This window comes from Azoarcus sp. L1K30 (assembly GCF_018122735.1).
Lineage (GTDB): Bacteria > Pseudomonadota > Gammaproteobacteria > Burkholderiales > Rhodocyclaceae > Parazoarcus.
In genome coordinates this window covers 2,727,751-2,748,676 of the sequence record NZ_JAGRRD010000001.1, presented here as the reverse complement: position 1 = coordinate 2,748,676, position 20,926 = coordinate 2,727,751, and the positions used below count along the sequence as shown (strand labels likewise).

At 63.1% G+C, this 20,926-nt stretch carries 19 protein-coding genes; 13 read left to right on the top strand and 6 right to left on the bottom strand.

The window, feature by feature from the left end; genetic code table 11:
• Nucleotides 1-54 precede the first annotated feature (54 nt).
• On the top strand, nucleotides 55-1,902 hold the full coding sequence (locus J5J83_RS12690; RefSeq protein WP_212349645.1) for a PocR ligand-binding domain-containing protein: 1,848 nt from the start codon (nucleotides 55-57) through the stop codon (nucleotides 1,900-1,902).
• Nucleotides 1,903-2,017: 115 nt separating this feature from the next.
• Here J5J83_RS12690 and J5J83_RS12685 read toward each other — a convergent pair whose 3' ends face one another.
• Nucleotides 2,018-3,061 carry an AraC family transcriptional regulator gene (locus tag J5J83_RS12685; protein ID WP_212349643.1) on the bottom strand — a complete coding sequence of 348 codons (1,044 nt, stop codon included), beginning with the start codon at nucleotides 3,059-3,061 and terminating at the stop codon, nucleotides 2,018-2,020.
• 161 nt (nucleotides 3,062-3,222) lie between these two features.
• Between J5J83_RS12685 and J5J83_RS12680 the strand changes: the two genes are divergently transcribed.
• The 12 genes from J5J83_RS12680 to J5J83_RS12625 all read left to right on the top strand — a co-directional run bounded on the left by J5J83_RS12680 (nucleotide 3,223) and on the right by J5J83_RS12625 (nucleotide 15,101).
• Nucleotides 3,223-4,404: an isovaleryl-CoA dehydrogenase gene (locus tag J5J83_RS12680; protein ID WP_212349641.1), complete on the top strand. Its 1,182-nt coding sequence runs from the start codon at nucleotides 3,223-3,225 to the stop codon at nucleotides 4,402-4,404.
• 162 nt (nucleotides 4,405-4,566) lie between these two features.
• Nucleotides 4,567-6,174: a carboxyl transferase domain-containing protein gene (locus J5J83_RS12675; protein ID WP_212349639.1), complete on the top strand. Its 1,608-nt coding sequence runs from the start codon at nucleotides 4,567-4,569 to the stop codon at nucleotides 6,172-6,174.
• Nucleotides 6,175-6,221: 47 nt separating this feature from the next.
• On the top strand, nucleotides 6,222-7,010 hold the full coding sequence (locus J5J83_RS12670) for an enoyl-CoA hydratase/isomerase family protein (protein ID WP_212349637.1): 789 nt from the start codon (nucleotides 6,222-6,224) through the stop codon (nucleotides 7,008-7,010).
• 124 nt (nucleotides 7,011-7,134) lie between these two features.
• On the top strand, nucleotides 7,135-9,141 hold the full coding sequence (locus J5J83_RS12665; protein WP_212349635.1) for an acetyl/propionyl/methylcrotonyl-CoA carboxylase subunit alpha: 2,007 nt from the start codon (nucleotides 7,135-7,137) through the stop codon (nucleotides 9,139-9,141).
• A gap of 65 nt (nucleotides 9,142-9,206) precedes the next feature.
• Entirely contained in the window at nucleotides 9,207-10,895 is a 1,689-nt protein-coding gene (locus tag J5J83_RS12660; protein ID WP_212349633.1) for an AMP-binding protein, read from the top strand.
• A 34-nt stretch (nucleotides 10,896-10,929) separates the two neighbouring features.
• Nucleotides 10,930-11,859: a hydroxymethylglutaryl-CoA lyase gene (locus J5J83_RS12655; RefSeq protein WP_212349631.1), complete on the top strand. Its 930-nt coding sequence runs from the start codon at nucleotides 10,930-10,932 to the stop codon at nucleotides 11,857-11,859.
• Between the two features lie 18 nt (nucleotides 11,860-11,877).
• The gene (locus J5J83_RS12650) at nucleotides 11,878-12,084 is read left to right on the top strand and encodes a DUF1289 domain-containing protein (protein WP_212349629.1); all 207 of its coding nucleotides are present in this window, start codon (nucleotides 11,878-11,880) and stop codon (nucleotides 12,082-12,084) included.
• A complete protein-coding gene (locus tag J5J83_RS12645; protein ID WP_212349627.1) occupies nucleotides 12,081-12,272 on the top strand; it encodes a DUF1289 domain-containing protein in 192 nt (63 codons plus the stop codon). The genes J5J83_RS12650 and J5J83_RS12645 overlap by 4 nt, the downstream gene beginning before the upstream one ends.
• Nucleotides 12,269-13,189: an MBL fold metallo-hydrolase gene (locus J5J83_RS12640; RefSeq protein WP_212349625.1), complete on the top strand. Its 921-nt coding sequence runs from the start codon at nucleotides 12,269-12,271 to the stop codon at nucleotides 13,187-13,189. Before J5J83_RS12645 ends, J5J83_RS12640 begins: the two co-directional genes overlap by 4 nt.
• Nucleotides 13,190-13,316: 127 nt before the next feature.
• The gene (rapZ, locus tag J5J83_RS12635; protein ID WP_212353085.1) at nucleotides 13,317-14,189 is read left to right on the top strand and encodes an RNase adapter RapZ; all 873 of its coding nucleotides are present in this window, start codon (nucleotides 13,317-13,319) and stop codon (nucleotides 14,187-14,189) included.
• Nucleotides 14,189-14,575, top strand: a complete 387-nt coding sequence (locus tag J5J83_RS12630) for a NusG domain II-containing protein (protein WP_212353082.1) — start codon at nucleotides 14,189-14,191, stop codon at nucleotides 14,573-14,575. The genes rapZ and J5J83_RS12630 overlap by 1 nt, the downstream gene beginning before the upstream one ends.
• Complete coding sequence (locus J5J83_RS12625; protein WP_249115706.1) at nucleotides 14,556-15,101, top strand: Gx transporter family protein; 546 nt, start codon at nucleotides 14,556-14,558, stop codon at nucleotides 15,099-15,101. Before J5J83_RS12630 ends, J5J83_RS12625 begins: the two co-directional genes overlap by 20 nt.
• A gap of 159 nt (nucleotides 15,102-15,260) precedes the next feature.
• Here the strand turns inward: J5J83_RS12625 and J5J83_RS12620 are convergent, their stop codons facing one another.
• The 5 genes from J5J83_RS12620 to J5J83_RS12600 form a co-directional block, all read right to left on the bottom strand.
• Entirely contained in the window at nucleotides 15,261-16,346 is a 1,086-nt protein-coding gene (locus tag J5J83_RS12620; RefSeq protein ID WP_212349623.1) for a chemotaxis response regulator protein-glutamate methylesterase, read from the bottom strand.
• 40 nt (nucleotides 16,347-16,386) lie between these two features.
• A complete protein-coding gene (locus J5J83_RS12615) occupies nucleotides 16,387-17,223 on the bottom strand; it encodes a protein-glutamate O-methyltransferase (RefSeq protein ID WP_212349621.1) in 837 nt (278 codons plus the stop codon).
• 17 nt (nucleotides 17,224-17,240) lie between these two features.
• Nucleotides 17,241-17,831, bottom strand: coding sequence for a chemotaxis protein CheD (locus J5J83_RS12610; protein ID WP_212349619.1), 591 nt, complete (start codon nucleotides 17,829-17,831; stop codon nucleotides 17,241-17,243).
• Nucleotides 17,832-17,858: 27 nt separating this feature from the next.
• Entirely contained in the window at nucleotides 17,859-20,288 is a 2,430-nt protein-coding gene (locus J5J83_RS12605) for a nitrate- and nitrite sensing domain-containing protein (protein WP_212349617.1), read from the bottom strand.
• 64 nt (nucleotides 20,289-20,352) lie between these two features.
• Entirely contained in the window at nucleotides 20,353-20,901 is a 549-nt protein-coding gene (locus J5J83_RS12600) for a chemotaxis protein CheW (RefSeq protein ID WP_212349615.1), read from the bottom strand.
• Between the last annotated feature and the right edge of the window lie 25 nt (nucleotides 20,902-20,926).

The window sequence follows — 20,926 nt, the reverse complement described above, 5'->3', positions numbered from 1 at the left end:
TGAACATGGCCCCATTGCGGGTGGCGGGCGAGACCTTCGCCAAAGGAGATCCGATTGAACCTCTCGGAAGTTCTGGATATCGATGAGCTCCGCGGACTGTGCGAGAGCTTCACCGCAATCACGGGGGCTGTCACCGCCGTTCTCGATCTCGAGGGGAAGGTGTTGATCGCGACTGGATGGCAGGATATCTGCACCCGATTTCACCGCGTCAATCCGTCAAGCTGTGCGCGCTGCCTGGAGAGTGACACGGTTCTTGCCGGTCGGCTGAAAGCGGGAGATGCCTACAACGTCTACGAGTGCCGGAACGGGCTGGTCGATGTCGCGGTACCGATAGAGATCGGCGGCGAACACGTCGCGAACTTCTTTACCGGGCAGTTTTTCCTGGCGCCGCCGGACCGGAACTTTTTCATTCGCCAGGCCAATACATTCGGCTTCGATGAAAGCAGCTATATCAGTGCCATGGACCGGGCGCCCGTATTTTCAGCCGAACAGGTTCAGTCGATGATGAGCTTCTTCACCCGTCTGGTCAAAGTGATGGGGGAGACGGGGCTTGCCAGGCTGCGTTTGCAGCAAGCCAATGCCAGTCTGGGGGCGAGCGCGGCAATCATAGCGGCCTCGGAGGATGCCATTATCGGCACATCATTGGATGGCATCATCGAAAGCTGGAATGGCGGGGCGGAAAAGATCTTCGGATACGCTTCGAGTGAGGTGATCGGGAAACCCTTGTCGATGCTGATTCCTCCGAGTCGATCCGGGGAGGAGGCCGACGCGATTGCGCGCATCTCCCGCGGAGAGCGGGTGAGGCACTTCGAGACAATCCGCTGCCGCAAGGACGGACAGTCGATCAATGTGTCGATCTCGATCTCTCCGATCAGGGACCGCGCAGGCAAAGTGACCGGTGCTTCAAACATTGCAAGAGACGTCACCGAGGCCAGGCGGATCGGCAAAGCCTTGCAGCACCGGCAGCTCATGATGGAACGCACCGAAAGCATGGCGCGCCTGGCCAGCTTCGAGTGGGATGTGGATGCCAATACCGTGACCTGGTCGCCCGAGATGTTCGTGATCTTCGGTCGTGACCCCGCGTTGGGGGTGCCAAACCTCGAGGGACAGGCCGAGTTGTATACGTCCGAGTCGACGCAAAGGCTGTTCGCTGCGGTCAATAGGGCAGTGGCGGACGGCACACCTTACGAGCTGGAACTGATGACCCTGCAGCCTGACGGCGAGCGGCGACCCTGTTTCGTGAAGGGCTTCCCCGAGCGTGACGACAGCGGCCGGGTGGTGCGTATCGCTGGCCTGGTGCAGGACATTACCGATCGCAAACGGGCGGATGAGGAGATCAGACAGCTGGCCTATCACGATCTGCTGACCAATCTGCCCAACCGCAGGCTGCTGCTCGACCGCATACGGCAGGCAATGGCTTCAAGCAACCGTAGCAAGGCGCACTGTGCGCTGATGTTCCTCGATCTGGATAATTTCAAGACGATCAACGATTCGCATGGCCATCAGGCAGGTGATCTGCTCCTGATTGAGGCGGCCGACCGGTTGAGACACTGCGTACGTGAAATGGATACCGTTGCCCGCTTCGGCGGTGATGAGTTCGTCGTCATGATCTGCGAACTCGACACGGACGGGCGAGCGTCGATGTCGCGTGCCGAGGCCATTGCGCGAAAAATCTGTGAGGTCTTGTCCCGTCCTTACCGCATTGTGGTGGGACAGGGTGAAGCGGGCGAGACATCGGTCGAGCATCACTGCACGGTGAGCATCGGCGTAACGCCGTTTGTGGGAAATGATTCCACCTTGGATGAATTGCTGAAACGGGCTGACCGGGCCATGTACAGGGCCAAAATGGACGGCAAGAACATGATTCGGTTCTATCCGGAGATCCACGCAGGTCAGGCTTGAGTGACGGGCTTCGGAGCCGTCGGTGTTTCGAATGCGATCCTGCTGTCGCTGCGGCAGCCTGGTGTCCCTCTCCGGATCGATCGGGCTCTCAAGGGCGTCGTCCGCTGGTCGCGCCTTACGGGTTTCCCGCGCCACTTCGATACCGGCTCGGTGCGACCCCCGTCCATTCCCGAAACGCCCGTGCAAAACTCTTTTCGCTATCGAACCCGACGGCTGATGCCACTTGCTTGACGGGTTTGCGTGTCTGCAGCAGGAGCTTGATGGCGCGACTACGGCGGCTATCGTTCTTGAGACGCTGTAGCGACACGCCTTCGTCCTTGAGTTGGCGGTGCAAGGTACGGACCGACAGGTTCAGTTGGGCGGCGATGTCCTCTGCGGTGTGGGGGGCGCCCGGGTTGGAGTCGAGGATCTGGGTGACGCTGTGTACCAGCAGACGGTCGCGGCGGTACTGCAGGACGGTGAGCGGCAGCGCACGTTGCAGCATGATCTGCAGAGCCTGTTCGTCACGGCGCAGTGGCAGCGACAGGTAACGGGCGTCGAAACTGAGGCTTGCCGCCTCGGCGCCGAAACTTAGCGGGCCGGGAAAAAGGTAGGGATAGGCGTCCGCATGGGGCGGCGCGGGGAAGGGCAGGCAGGTTTCTGTGAGAGCGATCCGCGAGTCGATCAGCCAGCTGATGTAACCCAGCAGGTAGCGCATGATGGTGACCAGGCAGAACTCGCGCATGTCGCCGAAATCGCGCGCCTCGGTGATGCGGATGGTGGCGGTGTTGCGTTGGTGGCAGAACGCCAGCGTGAGTTCGTCGGTGAGCAGGCGGTGATGACGGCACCAGCGCTTGAGCGCCACCTCCAGCGTGGGCGAGGTCAGCGAAGCGCGGCACAGCATGCCGTAGCTGCCCCACGGCAGGCGGCGCGAGAACCAGCCCAGGGCTTCGTCGTCGAGTTCCTGCATGGCGTGGCCGGACATGACCTCCATCTGTGCGGCCGTGACGCGGGCCGCAGGGTCGTCCAGGGCCGCCGACGGAATTTGCGCGTGCTGCAGTGCATTGGCCGGATTCATGCCTCGTGCGCGATACCCGCGCACGATCGCGCGGATAAAGGCGATCGGTGTGGCGGCGCGGCCCCGGGTCAATTCCGCTGCGGAAGGTGTGAGGATCTTCATGCCCCACAATCCTAATCATGCTGGCAGTAATTGCAACCTCGATGGCAGTTGTCGCGCTGCACTTCGGTCTACCCTTATTCCATGACCGGGCAGACGCGTCGATCGTCGACTGCCGCGCTGTGACCGAACCAGGACAAATACACGGAGAAGGAGACCACACCATGCAGATCCCGAGCCTCGACTTCAATCTCGGCGAAACCATCGAAGCGCTGCGAGACACCTTGCGCGATTTCTGCGCGGCCGAGATCGCGCCGCGTGCGGCCGAGATCGATCGCGACAACGAGTTCCCCGCCGATCTGTGGAAGAAGCTGGGTGATCTCGGTGTGCATGGCATGACCGTCAGCGAGGAATACGGCGGCACCGACATGGGCTACCTCGCCCACATCATTGCGATGGAGGAGATCTCCCGCGCATCGGCATCCGTGGGCCTGTCGTACGGCGCGCATTCCAATCTGTGCATCAATCAGATCCGCCGCAACGGCACCGAGGCACAGAAGCAGAAATACCTGCCCAAGCTGATCTCGGGCGACCATATCGGCGCGCTGGCAATGTCCGAACCCAATGCCGGCTCCGACGTGGTAAGCATGAAGCTGCGTGCCGACCGCAAGGGCGACCATTTCGTGCTCAACGGCAGCAAGATGTGGATCACCAACGGCGGCGATGCCGATACCCTGGTGGTATATGCCAAGACGGACATCAATGCCGGTCCGAAAGGCATCACTGCCTTCATCATCGAGAAGGGCATGAAGGGTTTCACCCATGGCACTCATCTCGACAAGCTCGGCATGCGCGGTTCGAACACCTTCCCGCTGTTCTTCGACGATGTCGAGGTGCCGGTGGAGAACGTGCTTGGTGGCGAGGCCAACATCGGCCGCGGCGTCAATGTGCTGATGTCCGGTCTCGACTACGAGCGCGCCGTGCTGTCTGGCGGCCCGCTCGGCATCATGGCGGCATGCATGGATGCAGTCGTGCCCTATCTGCACGAGCGCAAGCAGTTCGATACGCCGATCGGCGAGTTCCAGCTCATGCAGGGCAAGGTTGCCGATCTCTACTCCACCTGGAGCGCGTGCCGTGCCTATGCCTATGCCGTGGGTCAGGCCTGCGACCGCACCGATCACGCTCGCACCCTGCGCAAGGATGCTGCCGGCGTGATCCTCTACACCGCCGAGAAGGCGACCTGGATGGCGGGCGAGGCGATCCAGACCCTGGGCGGGGTGGGCTATACCAACGAATATGCCGTCGGCCGCCTGTGGCGCGACGCCAAGCTGTACGAGATCGGTGCCGGCACCAGCGAGATCCGCCGCATGCTGATCGGGCGGGAGTTGTTTGCCGAAACGAGGTGAGCGGGGGAGCCTATTAGCAGGTCCCTCCCCCTTCAAGAGGGAGGACAGGTGGGGGATGGGTCAGTACGGTCAGGGTCAGACCCATCCCCACCCCGACCCTCCCCTTGAAGGCGAGGGTGAAAATCATCGCAGCCGGGCACGAGAAGAAAAGGACGAGGAGACATGAGCATTATCAAATCAGCGATCAATACCCGCAGCGACGAGTTTCAGGCCAACGCAAAGGTGCTGCGTGGCCTGGTCGATGACCTGCGCGACAAGGCTGCCGAGGTCGCACTCGGCGGCGGCGAGTCGGCGCGTGCCAAGCACACCGCGCGCGGCAAACTGCTGCCGCGCGACCGGGTCGGGCATCTGCTCGATCCCGGCACGCCCTTCCTCGAAGTCGGCCAGATGGCGGCCTTCGGCATGTATGACAACGATGCACCCTCCGCTGGCGTCATCACCGGCATCGGCCGGGTGCAGGGCGTTGAATGCATGATCGTGGCCAACGACGCCACGGTGAAGGGCGGCACCTACTACCCGATGACGGTCAAGAAGCACCTGCGGGCGCAGGAGATCGCCGAACAGAACAATCTGCCCTGCGTGTATCTGGTCGATTCCGGCGGCGCTTTCCTGCCCAAGCAGGACGAAGTGTTTCCGGATCGCGACCACTTCGGCCGCATCTTCTACAACCAGGCCAACATGTCGGCCAAGGGCATTCCGCAAATCGCGGTGGTGATGGGCTCATGTACCGCCGGTGGCGCCTATGTGCCGGCGATGTCGGACGAGACCGTCATTGTCAAGAATCAGGGCACCATCTTCCTCGGCGGCCCGCCGCTGGTGAAGGCGGCGACCGGTGAAGTGGTGACGGCGGAAGACCTTGGCGGCGGCGATGTGCACACCCGGCTCTCCGGCGTGGCCGACCATCTCGCCGAGAACGACGCCCATGCCCTGTATCTGGCGCGACGCATCGTCTCCAACCTGAACCGGGTCAAGCCGATGGGCATGGCGCTGGGCGCGGGCGAAGAGCCGGCCTACGACCCGGAAGAAATCTACGGCATCATCCCGAGCGACACGCGCAAGCCTTTCGACGTGCGCGAAATCATTGCCCGCGTGGTCGATGGTTCGCGTTTCGACGAGTTCAAGGCGCGTTACGGCACCACGCTGGTGTGCGGCTTCGCCCAGCTCTACGGCTACCCGGTGGGCATCGTCGCCAACAACGGCATCCTGTTCGGCGAATCGGCGCAGAAAGGGGCGCACTTCATCGAGTTGTGCGGCCAGCGGGGCATCCCGCTGCTGTTCCTGCAGAACATCACCGGCTTCATGGTCGGGCGCAAGTACGAGAACGCCGGCATCGCCAAGGACGGCGCGAAGATGGTGACTGCGGTCGCCACCGTGCAGGTGCCCAAGATCACCACGCTGATCGGCGGCTCCTTCGGCGCCGGCAACTACGGCATGTGCGGCCGTGCCTACTCCCCCCGTTTCCTGTGGATGTGGCCCAACAGCCGCATCTCGGTGATGGGCGGCGAACAGGCGGCCAGCGTGCTCGCCACCGTGCGTCGTGATGGTATCGAGGCCAAGGGCGGGGCGTGGAGCAAGGAAGAAGAAGAGGCCTTCAAGTCGCCGATCCGGGACCAGTACGAAGCCCAGGGCCATCCCTACTTCGCCACCGCACGCATGTGGGACGACGGCGTGATCGATCCGGCCCAGACCCGGCGCACGCTCGGCTTGTCGCTGTCCGCCGCGCTCAATGCACCGATTGCGCCGACCAAGTTCGGCGTGTTCCGGATGTAATCCGGCCGCGGATATTGCTTGCATCGCCCCGGAGGCGAGGAGACACGATGTACGAAGCACTTGAAATCGAATTGAACAATGGCGTCGCGACGGTGTGGATGAACCGCCCCGACGTGCACAACGCCTTCAACGCGCAACTGATTGCCGACATCACCGCCGCCTGCCGTGAGCTCGACGCCGACGACAGCGTGCGGGTGGTGGTGCTGGGTGGGCGCGGCAAGAGCTTTTCCGCCGGCGCCGACCTCAACTGGATGAAGGCTGCGGCCAACGCCAGCGTGGAAGAGAATCTCGCCGACGGGCGTCGTCTGGCCGCCATGCTGCGTACGCTGGCGGAGATGAACAAGCCGACCATCGCCCGCGTGCATGGCGCGGCGCTGGGCGGCGGCATGGGCCTGGCGTCGGCCTGCGACATCTGCGTGGCCGCAGAGAAGGCGGTGTTCGCCACCTCCGAGGTCAAGTTCGGGATCATCCCGTCGGCGATCAGCCCCTATGTGATCCGTGCCATCGGTGAGCGTCAGTCCTACCGCTACTTTCAGACTGCCGAGCGCATCAGTGCCGAGCGTGCCGGCGAGCTCGGCCTGGCGCACGAAGTGGTTGCCAGCGATGAGCTCGACGCCAGGGTGGGCGAGATCGTCGCCGCGCTGCTGCAGGGCGGCCCCAAGGCGCAGGCAGCGGCAAAGGACCTGATCCGCGCGGTGGCCAACCGGCCTGTCTGTGACGAGGTGGTGGAAGACACCGCTCGTCGCATCTCCAGTCTGCGTGCCACGCCCGAGGCAAAGGAAGGGCTGGACGCCTTTCTGTCGAAGCGTCTGGCGAGCTGGGTGGCGCAAGGGTGACTTTGTGCCGATGCCGCTGTTAGCAGGTCTCTCCCCCCTTAAAGGGGGAGGGTGCGTCGTTGTGTCAGCTTGAGTGCCAATCAGTGTGCAGCACTACAGGTGCAAGAATAAGGATGGAGACAACATGTTCGACAAGATCCTGATCGCCAATCGAGGCGAAATTGCCTGCCGCGTCATCAAGACCGCGCGTCGCATGGGCATCAAGACCGTAGCGGTGTATTCCGAGGCCGACGCCAACGCGCGCCATGTACGCATGGCCGACGAGGCGGTGCTGATCGGCCCGCCGGCCGTCAAGGAAAGCTATCTGGTGATCGACAGGATCATCGCCGCGGCAAAGCAGACCGGCGCCCAGGCCATTCATCCTGGCTACGGCTTCCTGTCCGAGAACGAGGCCTTTTGCCACGCTTGCGACGAGGCCGGCATCGTCTTCATCGGCCCGCCGGTGGAGGCGATCCACGCCATGGGCTCGAAGTCCGAGGCCAAGAAGATCATGGGCGCAGCCGGCGTGCCACTGACCCCCGGCTACCACGGCGACGAGCAGGACCCGGCTCACCTCCACCAGCAGGCCAACGACATCGGCTATCCGGTGCTGATCAAGGCGGCAGCCGGTGGCGGCGGCAAGGGCATGCGCCTGGTCGAGCGTTCGGAAGACTTCATCGACCTGCTGGCCTCGTGCAAGCGCGAAGCCATCTCCAGCTTCGGCGACGATCATGTGCTGGTCGAGAAATACATCACCCGGCCGCGCCATATCGAAATCCAGGTGTTTGGCGACAGCCACGGCAACTGCGTGTATCTGTTCGAGCGCGACTGTTCGGTGCAGCGTCGTCACCAGAAGGTCCTGGAAGAAGCGCCTGCGCCCGGCATGACACCCGAGCGTCGTGCGGCGATGGGCAAGGCTGCGGTCGATGCAGCCAAGGCAGTGGGCTATGTCGGCGCCGGCACGGTCGAGTTCATCGCCAACCAGGACGGCAGCTTCTACTTCATGGAAATGAACACCCGGTTGCAGGTCGAGCATCCGGTGACCGAGATGATCACCGGCCTCGACCTGGTCGAATGGCAGTTGCGGGTGGCCGCCGGCGAAAAACTGCCGCTGGCGCAGGAGCAGTTGCAGATCCGCGGTCATGCTCTGGAAGCGCGCATCTACGCCGAAGACCCGGACAAGGGCTTCCTGCCGTCGACCGGCAAACTGGTGCATCTGGCGCCGCCGGCCGAGAACCTGCATGTGCGGGTCGATACCGGGGTCGAAGAGGGCGACGAGATCAGCCCGCACTACGACCCGATGATTGCCAAGCTCATCGTCTGGGACGTCAATCGCGACCGCGCGCTGGCGCGCATGCTGCAGGCGCTGGCCGACTACCGTGTGGTCGGGGTGTCGAACAACATCGAGTTCCTGTCGCGCCTGACCGCCTGCCCGGCGTTTGCCACCGCCGATCTGGATACCGGCCTTATCGAGCGCGAGAAGGCCTACCTCTTCCCCGAAGGTGAAGCAGTGCCCGACGAGGTGTTCCATGTTGCCGCGCTGGCCGAACTGCTGCGCGAGACCGAGCGTGCGGCCAAGGCCGCGGTGCGCGATCCCGATCCGCGCTCGCCCTGGCATGCGCGCGACGGTTGGCGCATGAATGCGACGGCGCAGCGCGTGCTGATGTTCCGTCAGGGCGACGCCGACCACAGTGTCAGGGTGTCCTACCTTCCCGGCGCCTATCGCCTTGATTACAAGGGTCGCAGCGTCGTGGCGCGCGGCGAACTCAATCCGCGCGGATTGTTGCGGGTCGAGCTCGACGGCATGCGCATGGACGCCACCGTCATTGCGGCAGCTGGCCGTCGTCATGTCTTCGTTCAGGGCCGTGCCTGGCAACTGGCTGCGGTCGATCCGCTGCATCACAGCGGAGAGGGTGGCGGCTCGGAAGGCGGTCTGCTGGCGCCGATGCCGGGCAAGGTGATCGCGCTGGTGGCCGCCGCCGGCAGCAAGGTGGAAAAGGGCGCGCCGCTGCTGATCCTCGAGGCGATGAAGATGGAGCACACCATCAATGCCCCGGCCGCCGGCACGGTGAAGGCCTTCCGCTTTGCGGTGGGTGATCAGGTCGGCGACGGTGCCGAACTGGTCGAGTTCGAAGTCGCTGCTGCGGCCTGATGTGCACAACGACGGGCCTTGCTGCCCGTCGTGAAGATTACCGGGTGAGAGGAGACAGTTCCGAAATGAGCAATGCCAGCTACGTACATGGTGCCTCGGAGAAGGCGCTGATCGGGCAGACCATTGGACGATTCTTTGACGAGGCCTGCGCCCGCCATGCCGAGCGCGATGCGCTGGTGGTGTGTCACCAGGGCGTTCGCCTGAGCTATGCCGGGCTCAAGCAGAAGGTCGATGCGCTCGCCTGCGGCCTGATGCGCCTCGGGCTGCAGCCCGGCGAGCGCATCGGCATCTGGTCGCAGAACAATCTGGAATGGACGCTGCTGCAGTTTGCCAGCGCCAAGGCCGGGCTGGTGCTGGTCAATATCAACCCGGCCTATCGGCGCTCGGAACTGGAGTACGCGCTGAACAAGGTCGGCTGCCGTGCGCTGGTGCTGTCGCCGGCGTTCAAGAGCAGCGATTACCTGGCCATCATGGCGGAACTGGCGCCCGAGCTCGGGCATTGCGAACCGGGTCTGCTGCGCAGCCACGGCCTGCCGACGCTGGAGTTCGTGATTCGCATGGGCAGCGAACGCAGCCCGGGCATGCTCAACTTCGACGATCTGCTCAAACCGCCGACACGCGAGGAGCTGACCGCACTTGCGCTGTTGAGCGAGCGGCTCCAGTTCGACGATCCGATCAATATCCAGTTCACCTCCGGTACCACCGGCCACCCCAAGGGGGCGACGCTGTCGCACCACAACATCCTCAACAATGGCTATTTTGTTGGCGAGGCGATCCGGCTGACCGCGGGTGACCGGCTGTGCATCCCGGTGCCGCTCTACCACTGCTTCGGCATGGTGATGGGCAACCTCGGTTGCCTCACCCACGGCGCGACCATGGTGTATCCGGCCGAGGCTTTCGAGCCGCTGGCCGTGCTCGAGGCCGTCTCCACCGAACAGTGCACCGCGCTCTATGGCGTGCCGACGATGTTCATCGCGATGCTCGATCATCCGCGTTTCGCCGAATTCGATGTCTCCGCGCTGCGCACCGGCATCATGGCGGGCAGCCCGTGTCCGATAGAAGTGATGAAACGCGTGGTCGACAAGATGAACATGCGCGAGGTCACCATTGCCTACGGCATGACCGAGACCTCGCCGGTAAGCTTCCAGAGCGGGACCGACGATCCGCTCGACCGCCGTGTGTCCACCGTGGGACGCATACAGCCACATTGCGAGGTCAAGATCGTCGACAACGAAGGCCGTATCGTGCCGCGTGGCACGCCCGGTGAGCTATGCACGCGGGGCTATTCGGTGATGCTCGGTTACTGGGGGGATGAAGCCAGGACCGCCGATGCGATCGATTCCGCCGGCTGGATGCATACTGGCGACCTCGCCACCATCGACGAGGAGGGCTACTGCAAGATCGTCGGCCGTATCAAGGACATGGTGATCCGCGGCGGCGAGAACATCTATCCGCGCGAGATCGAGGAGTTTCTCTACAGCCACCCCAAGGTGCTGGACGTGCAGGTCGTTGGCGTACCGGACGAGAAGTACGGCGAGGAGCTGTGCGCCTGGATCATCCCGCGCGAGGAAGCTTCGCTCACCGAGGACGAGGTTCGCGCGTTCTGTCGCGGGCAGATCGCCCACTACAAGGTGCCGCGTTACATCCGCTTTGTGGACAGCTTCCCGATGACGGTGACCGGAAAGATCCAGAAATTCCTGATCCGCCAGCAGATGAAGGCGGAGTTGGGGCTGGACGAAGCGAAAACGGCCTGATTCGCCCAAAATCCACTTGATCGGAGCACAAGCCATGTCGAAATCCTTGCCGCAGCGCGTCCGTATCGTCGACGTCGGTCCGCGTGATGGCCTGCAGAACGAGAAGCAGCTGGTGTCCGCCGACACCAAGGTCGAACTCATCCGGCGGCTTGGCGCTGCCGGAATGAAATCGATCGAGGTCACCTCCTTCGTGTCGCCGAAGTGGGTGCCGCAGATGGGCGACAATGCCGAGGTGCTGTGCCGGGTGCTGGCCGCGCCCGCGGCCGGCGTCGATTATCCGGTGCTGACGCCCAATCTGAAGGGCTTCGAGGCGGCGCTCGCCGCCGGGGCGAAGGAAGTGGCGGTGTTCGGTGCCGCCTCCGAATCGTTCAGCCAGAAGAACATCAATTGCTCGATCGCCGAATCGCTGGCGCGTTTCCGTCCGGTGACCGAGGCAGCGCAGGCTGCGGGTGTGAAGGTGCGTGGCTATGTGTCCTGCGTAGTCGGCTGTCCTTACGAAGGTGCTGTCGCGCCGGAAAAGGTGGCGGATGTCGCAGAAACCCTGATTTCAATGGGGTGTTATGAAGTCTCGCTCGGCGATACCATCGGCAGCGGCAACCCGGTTACGGTGCAGCGCATGCTCGAGGCCGTCGCCCGGCGTGTTCCTGTGGCGCAGCTTGCGGGGCACTACCATGACACCTACGGCATGGCAGTCGCCAACATCGTTGCCTCCATGCAGATGGGGGTGGCCGTGTTCGACGCGTCGGTCGGTGGGCTGGGTGGATGTCCCTATGCCGCGGGTGCGTCGGGGAACGTCGCCACCGAGGACGTGGTCTGGTTGCTGAAGGGCATGGGTATCGACACCGGCATCGATTTCGAGGCAGTGGTCGATATCGCCGCCTGGATCAGCGCCGAACTCGGCCGTTCGCCAGCGTCGCGGGTTGCCCGTGCAGTGCTGGCCAAACGGGCGCAGTCGGCCCCCTGAAATCGAATCGAGACCTTCATGAGCCCTGCTTCGCCCTGTATCAACATTTGCCGCATGAGCCCCGACACCGGCTGGTGCGATGGCTGCCAGCGCAGTATCGACGAGATCACGCGCTGGAGTCGGGCCAGCGATGCCGAACGCTGGCAGATCCTCGCCGCAGTGGCTGAACGCCGGGAATTGCTGGGGCTTACGCCCCTGCCGCAAACCATCGGAGCAGATGCATGAGCAACGATGCGCTGTGTGTCGGGGTGTGCATGATCGATTGGGACGAGGGCATCTGCATCGGTTGCGGGCGCACCACCGACGAAATCAACGGTGTGCCCATTCCGCCGCCCCCGGCAGACCTGAAGCCGGCCGAGCCCGTGCCGTTGCCGGCCAATGTTGCGGCCAGGGTGGGCGAGGGCAGCGATTGAGCGCAGCACTGCATTTCCCAGCCAGTGTGCGCGTCATCGAGCGCGGCTGGCTGTCGGCGAACAACGTTCTGCTGTTTGACGGTGATGAGGCCACGCTGATCGATTCCGGCTACGTCAGCCATGCCGCGCAGACGCTCGCGCTGGTGCGCGCCGGACTGGACGGGCGCTCACTTGCCCGGCTCATCAACACGCATTCGCATTCCGACCACATTGGCGGCAACGCGGCCGTGCAGCGCACGTTCGGCTGTTCGATCACGATTCCGTCCGGCATGGCCGACGCGGTTGCCAACTGGGATGAGGACGCGCTGCTGCTCAGCACCGCGGCACAGCAGGGCGAGCGCTTCGTTGCGACGGGTTTGCTCGATGCCGGCGAGCATTTCATCGCCGGCGAGCTGGCGTGGCAGGCAGTTGCGGTGCCCGGACACGACATGGATGCGCTCGCGTACTACAACCCCGAACGTCGCATCCTGATCTCGGGCGATGCGTTGTGGCGCGACGGCTTCGGCATCCTGTTTGCCGATGTGCTGGGGCGTGGGGACGGACTGGGCGAGGCGCGGCGCGCGCTCGAGGCCATCGGACGGCTTGCGGTCGACGCGGTCATTCCGGGCCACGGCGCACCTTTTTCCGATTTCGACGCCGCGCTCGAACGCGCTTTTGCCCGCTTGCGCGCGTTCGAGGACGACGGTGCCCGCATGGCGCGCAACGCCATCCGCGGCTGCGTGACCTTTGCCCTGCTCGATGCGCGCCGCATGGCACTCGAGGACTTGCCACGCTATCTTGCCGAGACCCCACTCTACCGCGAAGCCAATGCGCGTTTTCTGGGCCTCGGCGCGGAGGCGCTGGCGGATTGGCTGGTGCGGGAGCTCGAACGCGCCGGGGTGGCGCATCGCGAAGGCGTGGATCTGGTTGCATCCTGAGTCGGGCACCCGCCTGTTCCCGGACCTTTCCGCCGGCATGGGTGTCTGACTGGCTCGGGCGGTACAGGTTAAAGTTTTTGCAGCCTGCTTCCGCTATAGTGCATTCACCTCATTTCAGATGGCAGTCATGCAGATCGTGTTGATCAGTGGGCTCTCGGGTTCGGGCAAGAGCATTGCGCTCAACGTGCTCGAGGACGCGAGCTATTTCGTCGTGGATAATCTGCCGGCCATGCTTTTGCCGCAGCTGGTCACGACCCTGCGTGGCAGCGGCTACCAGCGGGTGGCGGTGGCGGTGGATGTGCGCTCCGGGGGCAGCATCTCGGCATTGCCGAAGCAGCTGGACATCCTGCGCGACATGGTCGATGACCTGCGCTTCATCTTTCTCGATGCGCGAGACGACACCCTGATTGCGCGCTTCTCCGAAACCCGTCGTCGCCACCCGCTGGCCGCCTCCGGGGTGTCGCTCGACGAGGCCATCGAGCGCGAGCGCGATGCATTGACCGCAATCGCGGAGCTCGGGCACCGGATCGATACCAGCGATATGCACGCCAATACGCTGCGCGCATGGATCAAGGATTTCATCGAGGTCGATGCCGCGTCGGGCATGACCCTGATGTTCCAGTCCTTCGGTTTCAAGTATGGCATCCCGATCGATGCCGACCTCGTCTTCGATGTGCGCTGTCTGCCCAATCCGCACTACGACCCGACACTGCGTCCGCTGACCGGGCGCGACAAGCCGGTGATCGATTTTCTGGAGAAGATCCCCGAGGTCGGACGCATGGCGGAGGACATCCGGCGCTTCGTCGCCAACTGGCTGCCGAGCTATCTGCGTGACAATCGCAGCTATTTGACCGTGGCGATCGGCTGCACCGGCGGCCAGCATCGCTCGGTCTACCTCGCCGAGTGGCTGGCCAAGCGTTTCCAGGACAGTGCGCAGGTGCTGGTGCGGCACCGTTCGGCGGCCCGCCGCGAAGCCGATCGCGCTGCCGCAGGCAAGTGATCCGCGTGCAGGCCGGGTGGCGGGCGCTGCTGCGACCGGGCGACTGGCTGGTCGTGGCGGCAGGGCTTGCGCTGTGCGTGTACTCGGCCCTGAGTTTCTGGTCGGGGGGCGCGCCCGACGGCATCATCGTGCGCGCCGGTGGCAAGGTGGTGGCCGAGGCGGATCTGTCGCGTGCGCGCAAGATCGAGGTGGCCGGCCCGCTGGGCACCACGCTGATCGAGGTCGAGCCGGGCCGCGCACGCGTGGCGTCCGACCCTGGGCCGCGTCAGTATTGTGTGCGCCAGGGCTGGCTGAGCCGCGCCGGCGCGGTGGCGATCTGTGCGCCGAACGAAGTCAGCCTGACGCTGACCGGGCGTGGCAGCGACTATGACTCGCTCAACTATTGAACTCGTTCCCACCGTTACCGACCGCCGCATCGCGCGCCATGCGGCGGCGGCAATCGTGCTGACGGTCGCCGAGGCGGTGATCCCGCTGCCGTTGCCCGGGGTGAAACCGGGGCTGGCCAACATCGTCACCCTGGTGGTGCTGGCGCGCTGGGGCTGGCGCGAGGCGGTCTGGGTCGCGCTGCTGCGGGTGCTGGCGGGCAGTCTGCTATTGGGCCAGTTCCTGGCACCGGGGTTCTTTCTCAGCCTGTCCGGCGCGCTCGCCAGCCTGATCGTGCTCGGTCTGGCGATGCACCTGCCAAAGCGCTGGTTCGGACCGGTCAGCCACAGCATCCTTGCCGCGTTTGCCCATATCGGCGCGCAGCTGGTGGTTGCCCGCGTGTGGCTGGTGCCGCACGACGGTGTGTTCTACCTGGTGCCGATATTCTCCGCGGCGGCGGTGATTTTTGGTCTGGTCAATGGCTTGATCGCGGGGCGCCTGCTGCATGAGCTTCAAGCGCTCGAAGCCGAGGAACGCCGCTCGGGATAAACCGTCAAACCCACACCTACAAGTTTGCAACGAACGGGTGCGGGAGAAGGAAATGCGCGGGAGTTTCTGGCGGTGGCTGACCACATTGCTCGCGATCGCCTTCGGCATTGCTTTCGGCCTTTTCGCCGGTATCGGTGTCGTGCGTGCCGATTCGCTGTTTCAAGACTTGCCTGCGCGAAGAATGGCTGCGGGAATCCTGTCCAGTGGCAGTACGGTATCGACTGCGCCGAGCTTGATCGCCTCTTTCGGCATGCCGAAGACAACGCAGCTGGACTCGTCTTCTGCTACCGTGCTCGCGCCTGCGTCATGCATTTCCTTCAGGCCGCGGGCGCCGTCGTCACCCATTCCGGTCATGATGACGCCGACTGCATTGCGCCCGGCGAACTTCGCGCAGGAGCGGAACAGGACATCGACAGACGGCCGATGACGATTGATCAGCGGCCCATCGATAACCTCGACGGTGTATTGGGCCCCGCTGCGGGCCAGCAACATGTGCTTTCCTCCCGGTGCGATCAAGGCTCGCCCGGGCACGACACGGTCGCCGTGGCGTGCCTCCCGCACATCGATTTCGCACAGGCTGTTGAGGCGTTCGGCAAACATCGCGGTAAACCTCTCCGGCATGTGCTGGACGATGACGATGCCGGGGCACACCGGGGGCAACCGAGTCAACACCGATTCAAGTGCCTGGGTGCCGCCGGTGGAGGTGCCGATGGCGACAACACAGTCGGTCGTGCGCACCATCGACGCGCCGCTGCCAAGCCCGCTGGTGATCACCGCGTCTGCCGACAGCTTCGGTAGCGGGGTGCTGACCGCAGTACGCGGCCCGAGGCGTCGCATGTTGGCGCGCGCGGCTGCCTTGACCGCCCGGACGACGTCATTGGCGCTGTCTTCGAGGAATTGTTTCACGCCCATCTTGGGCTTGGTGATAATGGACACGGCGCCGGCGGACAGGGCATTCATCGTCGCTTCCGCACCACGTTCGGCGAGGGACGAGCAGATCACCACCGGGGTCGGGCGTTCGCTCATGATCTTCTTGAGGAAGGTCAGCCCGTCCATACGGGGCATCTCGATGTCGAGGATGATCACATCGGGCCACTGCGCCTCCATCTTTCGCATCGCAAACAGGGGGTCGGCGGCTGCGGCGATGACTTCGATGCCAGGGTCTGCCGCCAGCGTCTGGCTGATGGCTTGGCGCACGACCGCCGAGTCGTCGACGATCAGGACTTTGATCTTTTTTGACCTCACCTGATGCTCCCGTCTGTGTGTGCGCTGCGTGATAGGGCGGTCAGGCAGGCAGCTGGCGCAGGGACTTGTACTCGGGGCGGCAATATATCGTCGGGCGCAGGGACGCAAGATCGTCGCTCAGCCCGTTCAGCGTCTCGGAGTGCCCGACCACGAAATAGCCGTCTTTGCGCAGGTGGGGGAGCATGTGCGCCACCACCTTGCGTTTGGTGTCCTGGTCAAAGTAGATCATCACATTGCGCAGGAACATGACGTCGAACTGGCCGAGGTCGCGTGAGTCGGGCGCGATGAGATTGAAGTGCCGGAACTGCACGCGCTCCCTCAGCTTCTGCTGGATGAGCAGATTGCCCGCATGTTCGCGAACGCCCCTCAGGCAGTATTTCTTGAGCAACTCGGGTGGAATGCCGGTTGCGCGTTCCATGGGGTAATAGCCGATTTCCGCGCGCTCGAGCACGGTCAGGCTGATGTCGGTGGCGAGAATTTCCCATGGCGCATTCAGGCCGAGTGTCTCGGCCAGGACCATCGCCATGGTATAGGGCTCCTCCCCGGAGGAACATGCCGCGCTCCAGACCCGGAATGTATTGCCGCGGCGCTGTGCGGCAATGTCTGCAAGCAGATCGAAATGGGCGGCTTCACGGAAAAAATAGGTCTCGTTGGTCGTGAGCAGGTCGACCATCACCTGCACTTCCTGCGGGTGGTCACCGCTGGCAAGCATCCGGTAATACTCGCCAAAGGTGTCCAGTCCGAAATGACGCAACCGCTTGGAAAGGCGTCCCACAAGGAGGATCTTCTTGCTGTCCGCAAGGCTGATTCCGGCGAGCCGGTATATCAGGCGCTGGAACAGCGCGAACTCCTGCTGGGTAATTGATGGACTGTCCATGAGGCCTTGCGAGGGAGTCAGAATAGCTCTACGTTGGACGAAGGTGGCCGACGCTGCAGCGATTCGGCATAGGCAGCCTCTTCGCGTGCGATTTCCTGAGCGGTCGCGAGTGATGTCGGCATGCGACGGCAGTAGGCGTCGCCCACTTCAGGCACAAAAAGGACCTTGCGCGACCATGGGCCGAGAAAGTCTGATGCGACCAGCGGAATGCCTTCGGTGCTCAACCATTTGCGCGCAAAGTCGGCATTGCGGATCCCAATGCCCAATGATGCCGCACCGGTCAGGATCGTGCCCGCACCAAACGCCTTGGCCTTGATGCGATGGCGCGCAGCTCCCTTGGCGAGGAGTGCGTTGAGCAATACCTCCATTGCGTAGTCGCCTGACAGGAGGTTATCGACATCCATTTGAGCGCCGTTGCGGCGCATGGTGGGCAGCATGAAGTGATTCATGCCTCCGATGCGCGCAGCTTCATCATACAGACAGACGGCCACGCAAGAGCCAAGAAGGGTGGAAAGCGGCCGCTCGCGTTCGACCAGCCACCCGCCCGGCGCGATATTGCGCGCCAAGCGTTCGATTTCCTGTGCCGACATGGTCTGCCAGGAACTCATGAGCTGGCTCTTGCCGTGCTATTCATATCAGCGATTATCGGATTCGACCGTAAAGAACGCCATGGTTTCCTGCAGCTGTCCTGCTTGACCACCCAGTTCTTCGGCGGTAGCCGCGAGTTCCTCAGAGGCGGACGCATTCATCTGCGTCGTCCTGTTTAGCTGTCCCATCGCGCTGTTGATCTGAACAACGCCGGTGCTCTGTTCCTGACTGGCCGAAGCAATCTCCTGTACAAGATCGGACGTCTTTCGGATGGAGGGCAACATGCTGTCGAACAACTTGCCTGCACGCTCGGCCAGGTCGACGGATTTGCTCGATAACTGACCGATCTCCTGCGCCGCAACCTGGCACCGTTCCGCAAGTTTGCGCACCTCGGCAGCGACTACGGCAAAGCCCTTGCCATGCTCTCCGGCGCGAGCAGCCTCGATTGCTGCGTTCAGCGCAAGCAGGTTGGTCTGATAGGCAATTTCGTCGATGATGCCAATCTTGCCGGCGATGTCCTTCATTGCCGTGACGGTACTTTTCACCGCCTCGCCGCCTTCCACTGCTTCGGTGGAGGATCGGGTGGCCATGCTGTTGGTGATCTTGGCGTTCTCTGAGTTCTGATTGATCGAGGCTGTGATCTCTTCGATCGAGGCCGAGGACTCCTCGACGCTGGCTGCCTGCTCGGACGAAGACTGAGACAGACTCTGGGCCGTCGAAGAGACCTGGCCTGCAGCGTTCGAGAGCGCGTCGGCTGCCGAGCGCACTTGTTCGATGATGGTGCCAAGCGTCTCAAGCGATTCGTTAACCGCATTTTCGAGGACCTCGAAGTCACCTGCGTAGCGGGCATCGATTCGCTTTGTGAGGTTGCCCTGACTCAACGCAAGCATGACGGCCTTGACATCGTGGATGGGCGCAATTACCGCATCGAGCGTGCTGTTGACGCCGTCTACGATCTTGCGGTAATCGCCTTGGTGGCGCGTGGCGTCGGCCCGGGTTTCGAGTTGCCCGTCCACGGCCGCGCGGGACAGCATGGCGGCATCCGCCACCAACGCGCTGATCGCATCAATCGCAGTGTTGAGGTTGTTCTTGATGGAGTTGAAGTCACCGTTGTAGCTGTCGGTAATGTGGGGCGGAATCGCGCCGCGTGAGATACGGTCGACGTAATCAGCGGCAACGTTCAAGGGGCCGACGACTGCATCCAGCGTTGCATTCACGCCTTCGACAATCTTGCGATAGCCGCCCTGATGGCGGTTGGCGTCGGCTCGAGCTGACAGTGTCCCGCTGACGGCCGCGTCGCCGAGCGTCACGACGTCGTCCATCATGGCATGCACATTGCGCTGGACTTCGCTGAGTGCGGAGTCTATTTCACCCAGTTCGTCACGCCGGCTTACCGTAATGGAATTGTCCAGGTCGCCGCTTGCGATCCGCTTTGCATTGACTGCGGTAGCATGGAGCGTACGTAGCATGTTGCGCACGACCCATCCGAAGATCAGCGCCAGCGCCGTCATGACAAGCATTGTTGTGAATGACAACGCGACCTGGTAGATGGCGCGATCCGACATCTGTTTGCTCAGGTTCGCAATGCGGCCGGCCAGGTAGTCTTCAACCGACTTCATACCATCGATCTTTGCCGTGATCTGCATGAACCAGACCGACGGGTCGACATCGATGTCCCCGCCCAGCGCGTTGTCGAGCGCCAACTGACGCATGCGTTCGACCTCTCTGCTCGGTGCGGCTTCCATCAATGCCTTGTGCCGCGCTCCGGCTTCAGGGTCGGCATAGATCGCGAACGCGTGCAAGTAGGTGGACTGTGTCGCCAACAGCGTCAGAAAACGACGAAAAGTCGAGGGGTCGAAACTGTTTGAGGCAAACACGCCGTTCAGGGTGGCGCGCTCCCGGCCCGCCTGCTCCTTGGCATTCAGATACATCAGGTATGCGGTGATCTCGCGGGAAATCTCTGCGTCGATCGCACTGGCTGCGCTTTTTTCGACGATGGCGAGCAGGTCGTCGATTGCGGACGTGTAGGCGGTGAAGGACTGTCCAGGCGTCGCAGCCCCTGCACTGATGTTGTTGCGGATCGAAGACAGATTCTCAACCCGGGTACGCGCGGATTCGACACTGGAACGGATGTCGGCGTCGAATTCGGTCAGGTCGGCCCCGGAGAGTGTCTCGTCCATGGCGGCTGAGGCGGCAAGCGATTGCTTGCGCTGACTGTCGAGTTCGGAGCGGAAGCGGGCCCCCTTGGACGCAATGTAACCTGCAGAGAGCCCACGCTCCTTTTGTAGCTCGTGCACTACAGCGCTGGAGGCGATGGAAAGCTCGCCAAGGACTGCCAGTCGCCTGAACTCTGCTCCGGCGCGCATTTGCCGGAGCAGGTCGGATGTTGCGTAATAGCCTGCGCCCAGGACGACAAGGGCAAACACGAAAAATAGACGCAAACGGATGGACTGCCATCCAAAGCCGGTATCACGCATGATGTCTCCCGAAGCCCATTCCGAGCGGCGCCCGTTCCACCTGCCGACGGCGCCCGGGGGCTGTTTATTCTGTGGCGGTGTTGCCGTCGTCGCCGCCCATACGCGCCAACATTGCTATTTCTGCGGTTGACAGTACCCGTTCGACATTGAGGATGATCACGAAACGGCCGTCGACTTTGCCCATCCCTTGAATGAAGTCAGCCCGAATCTTTGCGCCAAAGCTCGGAGGCGGCTCAATTTCAGCGCGCGGGATTTCCAGGACTTCATTGACCGCATCGACAATCACGCCGAGGTCCTGTTTGCCATCTTCCGAATCAATCTCGACGATGACGATGCATGTGCGCCGGGAAACTGCTGATGCGTTTCCGCCAAAACGCGCGGAGAGATCGATGACCGGAACTACGGCTCCCCGCAGGTTGATGACGCCGCGAATGAAGACCGGCATCATCGGTATTTCGGTTACATTGCCGAACTCGATGATTTCCTTGACGTTGAGGATTCCGAGGGCGAAAACCTCGCCCCCGAGGCTGAAGGTGAGGTACTGGGTGGGACTGTCATCTGCTCCCTTGCTGGTACTCACCTGGCGCGTACCGTTGGCCACGACCTGATTCATTGCTTTCGCTCCTGCGCTGTCGTCC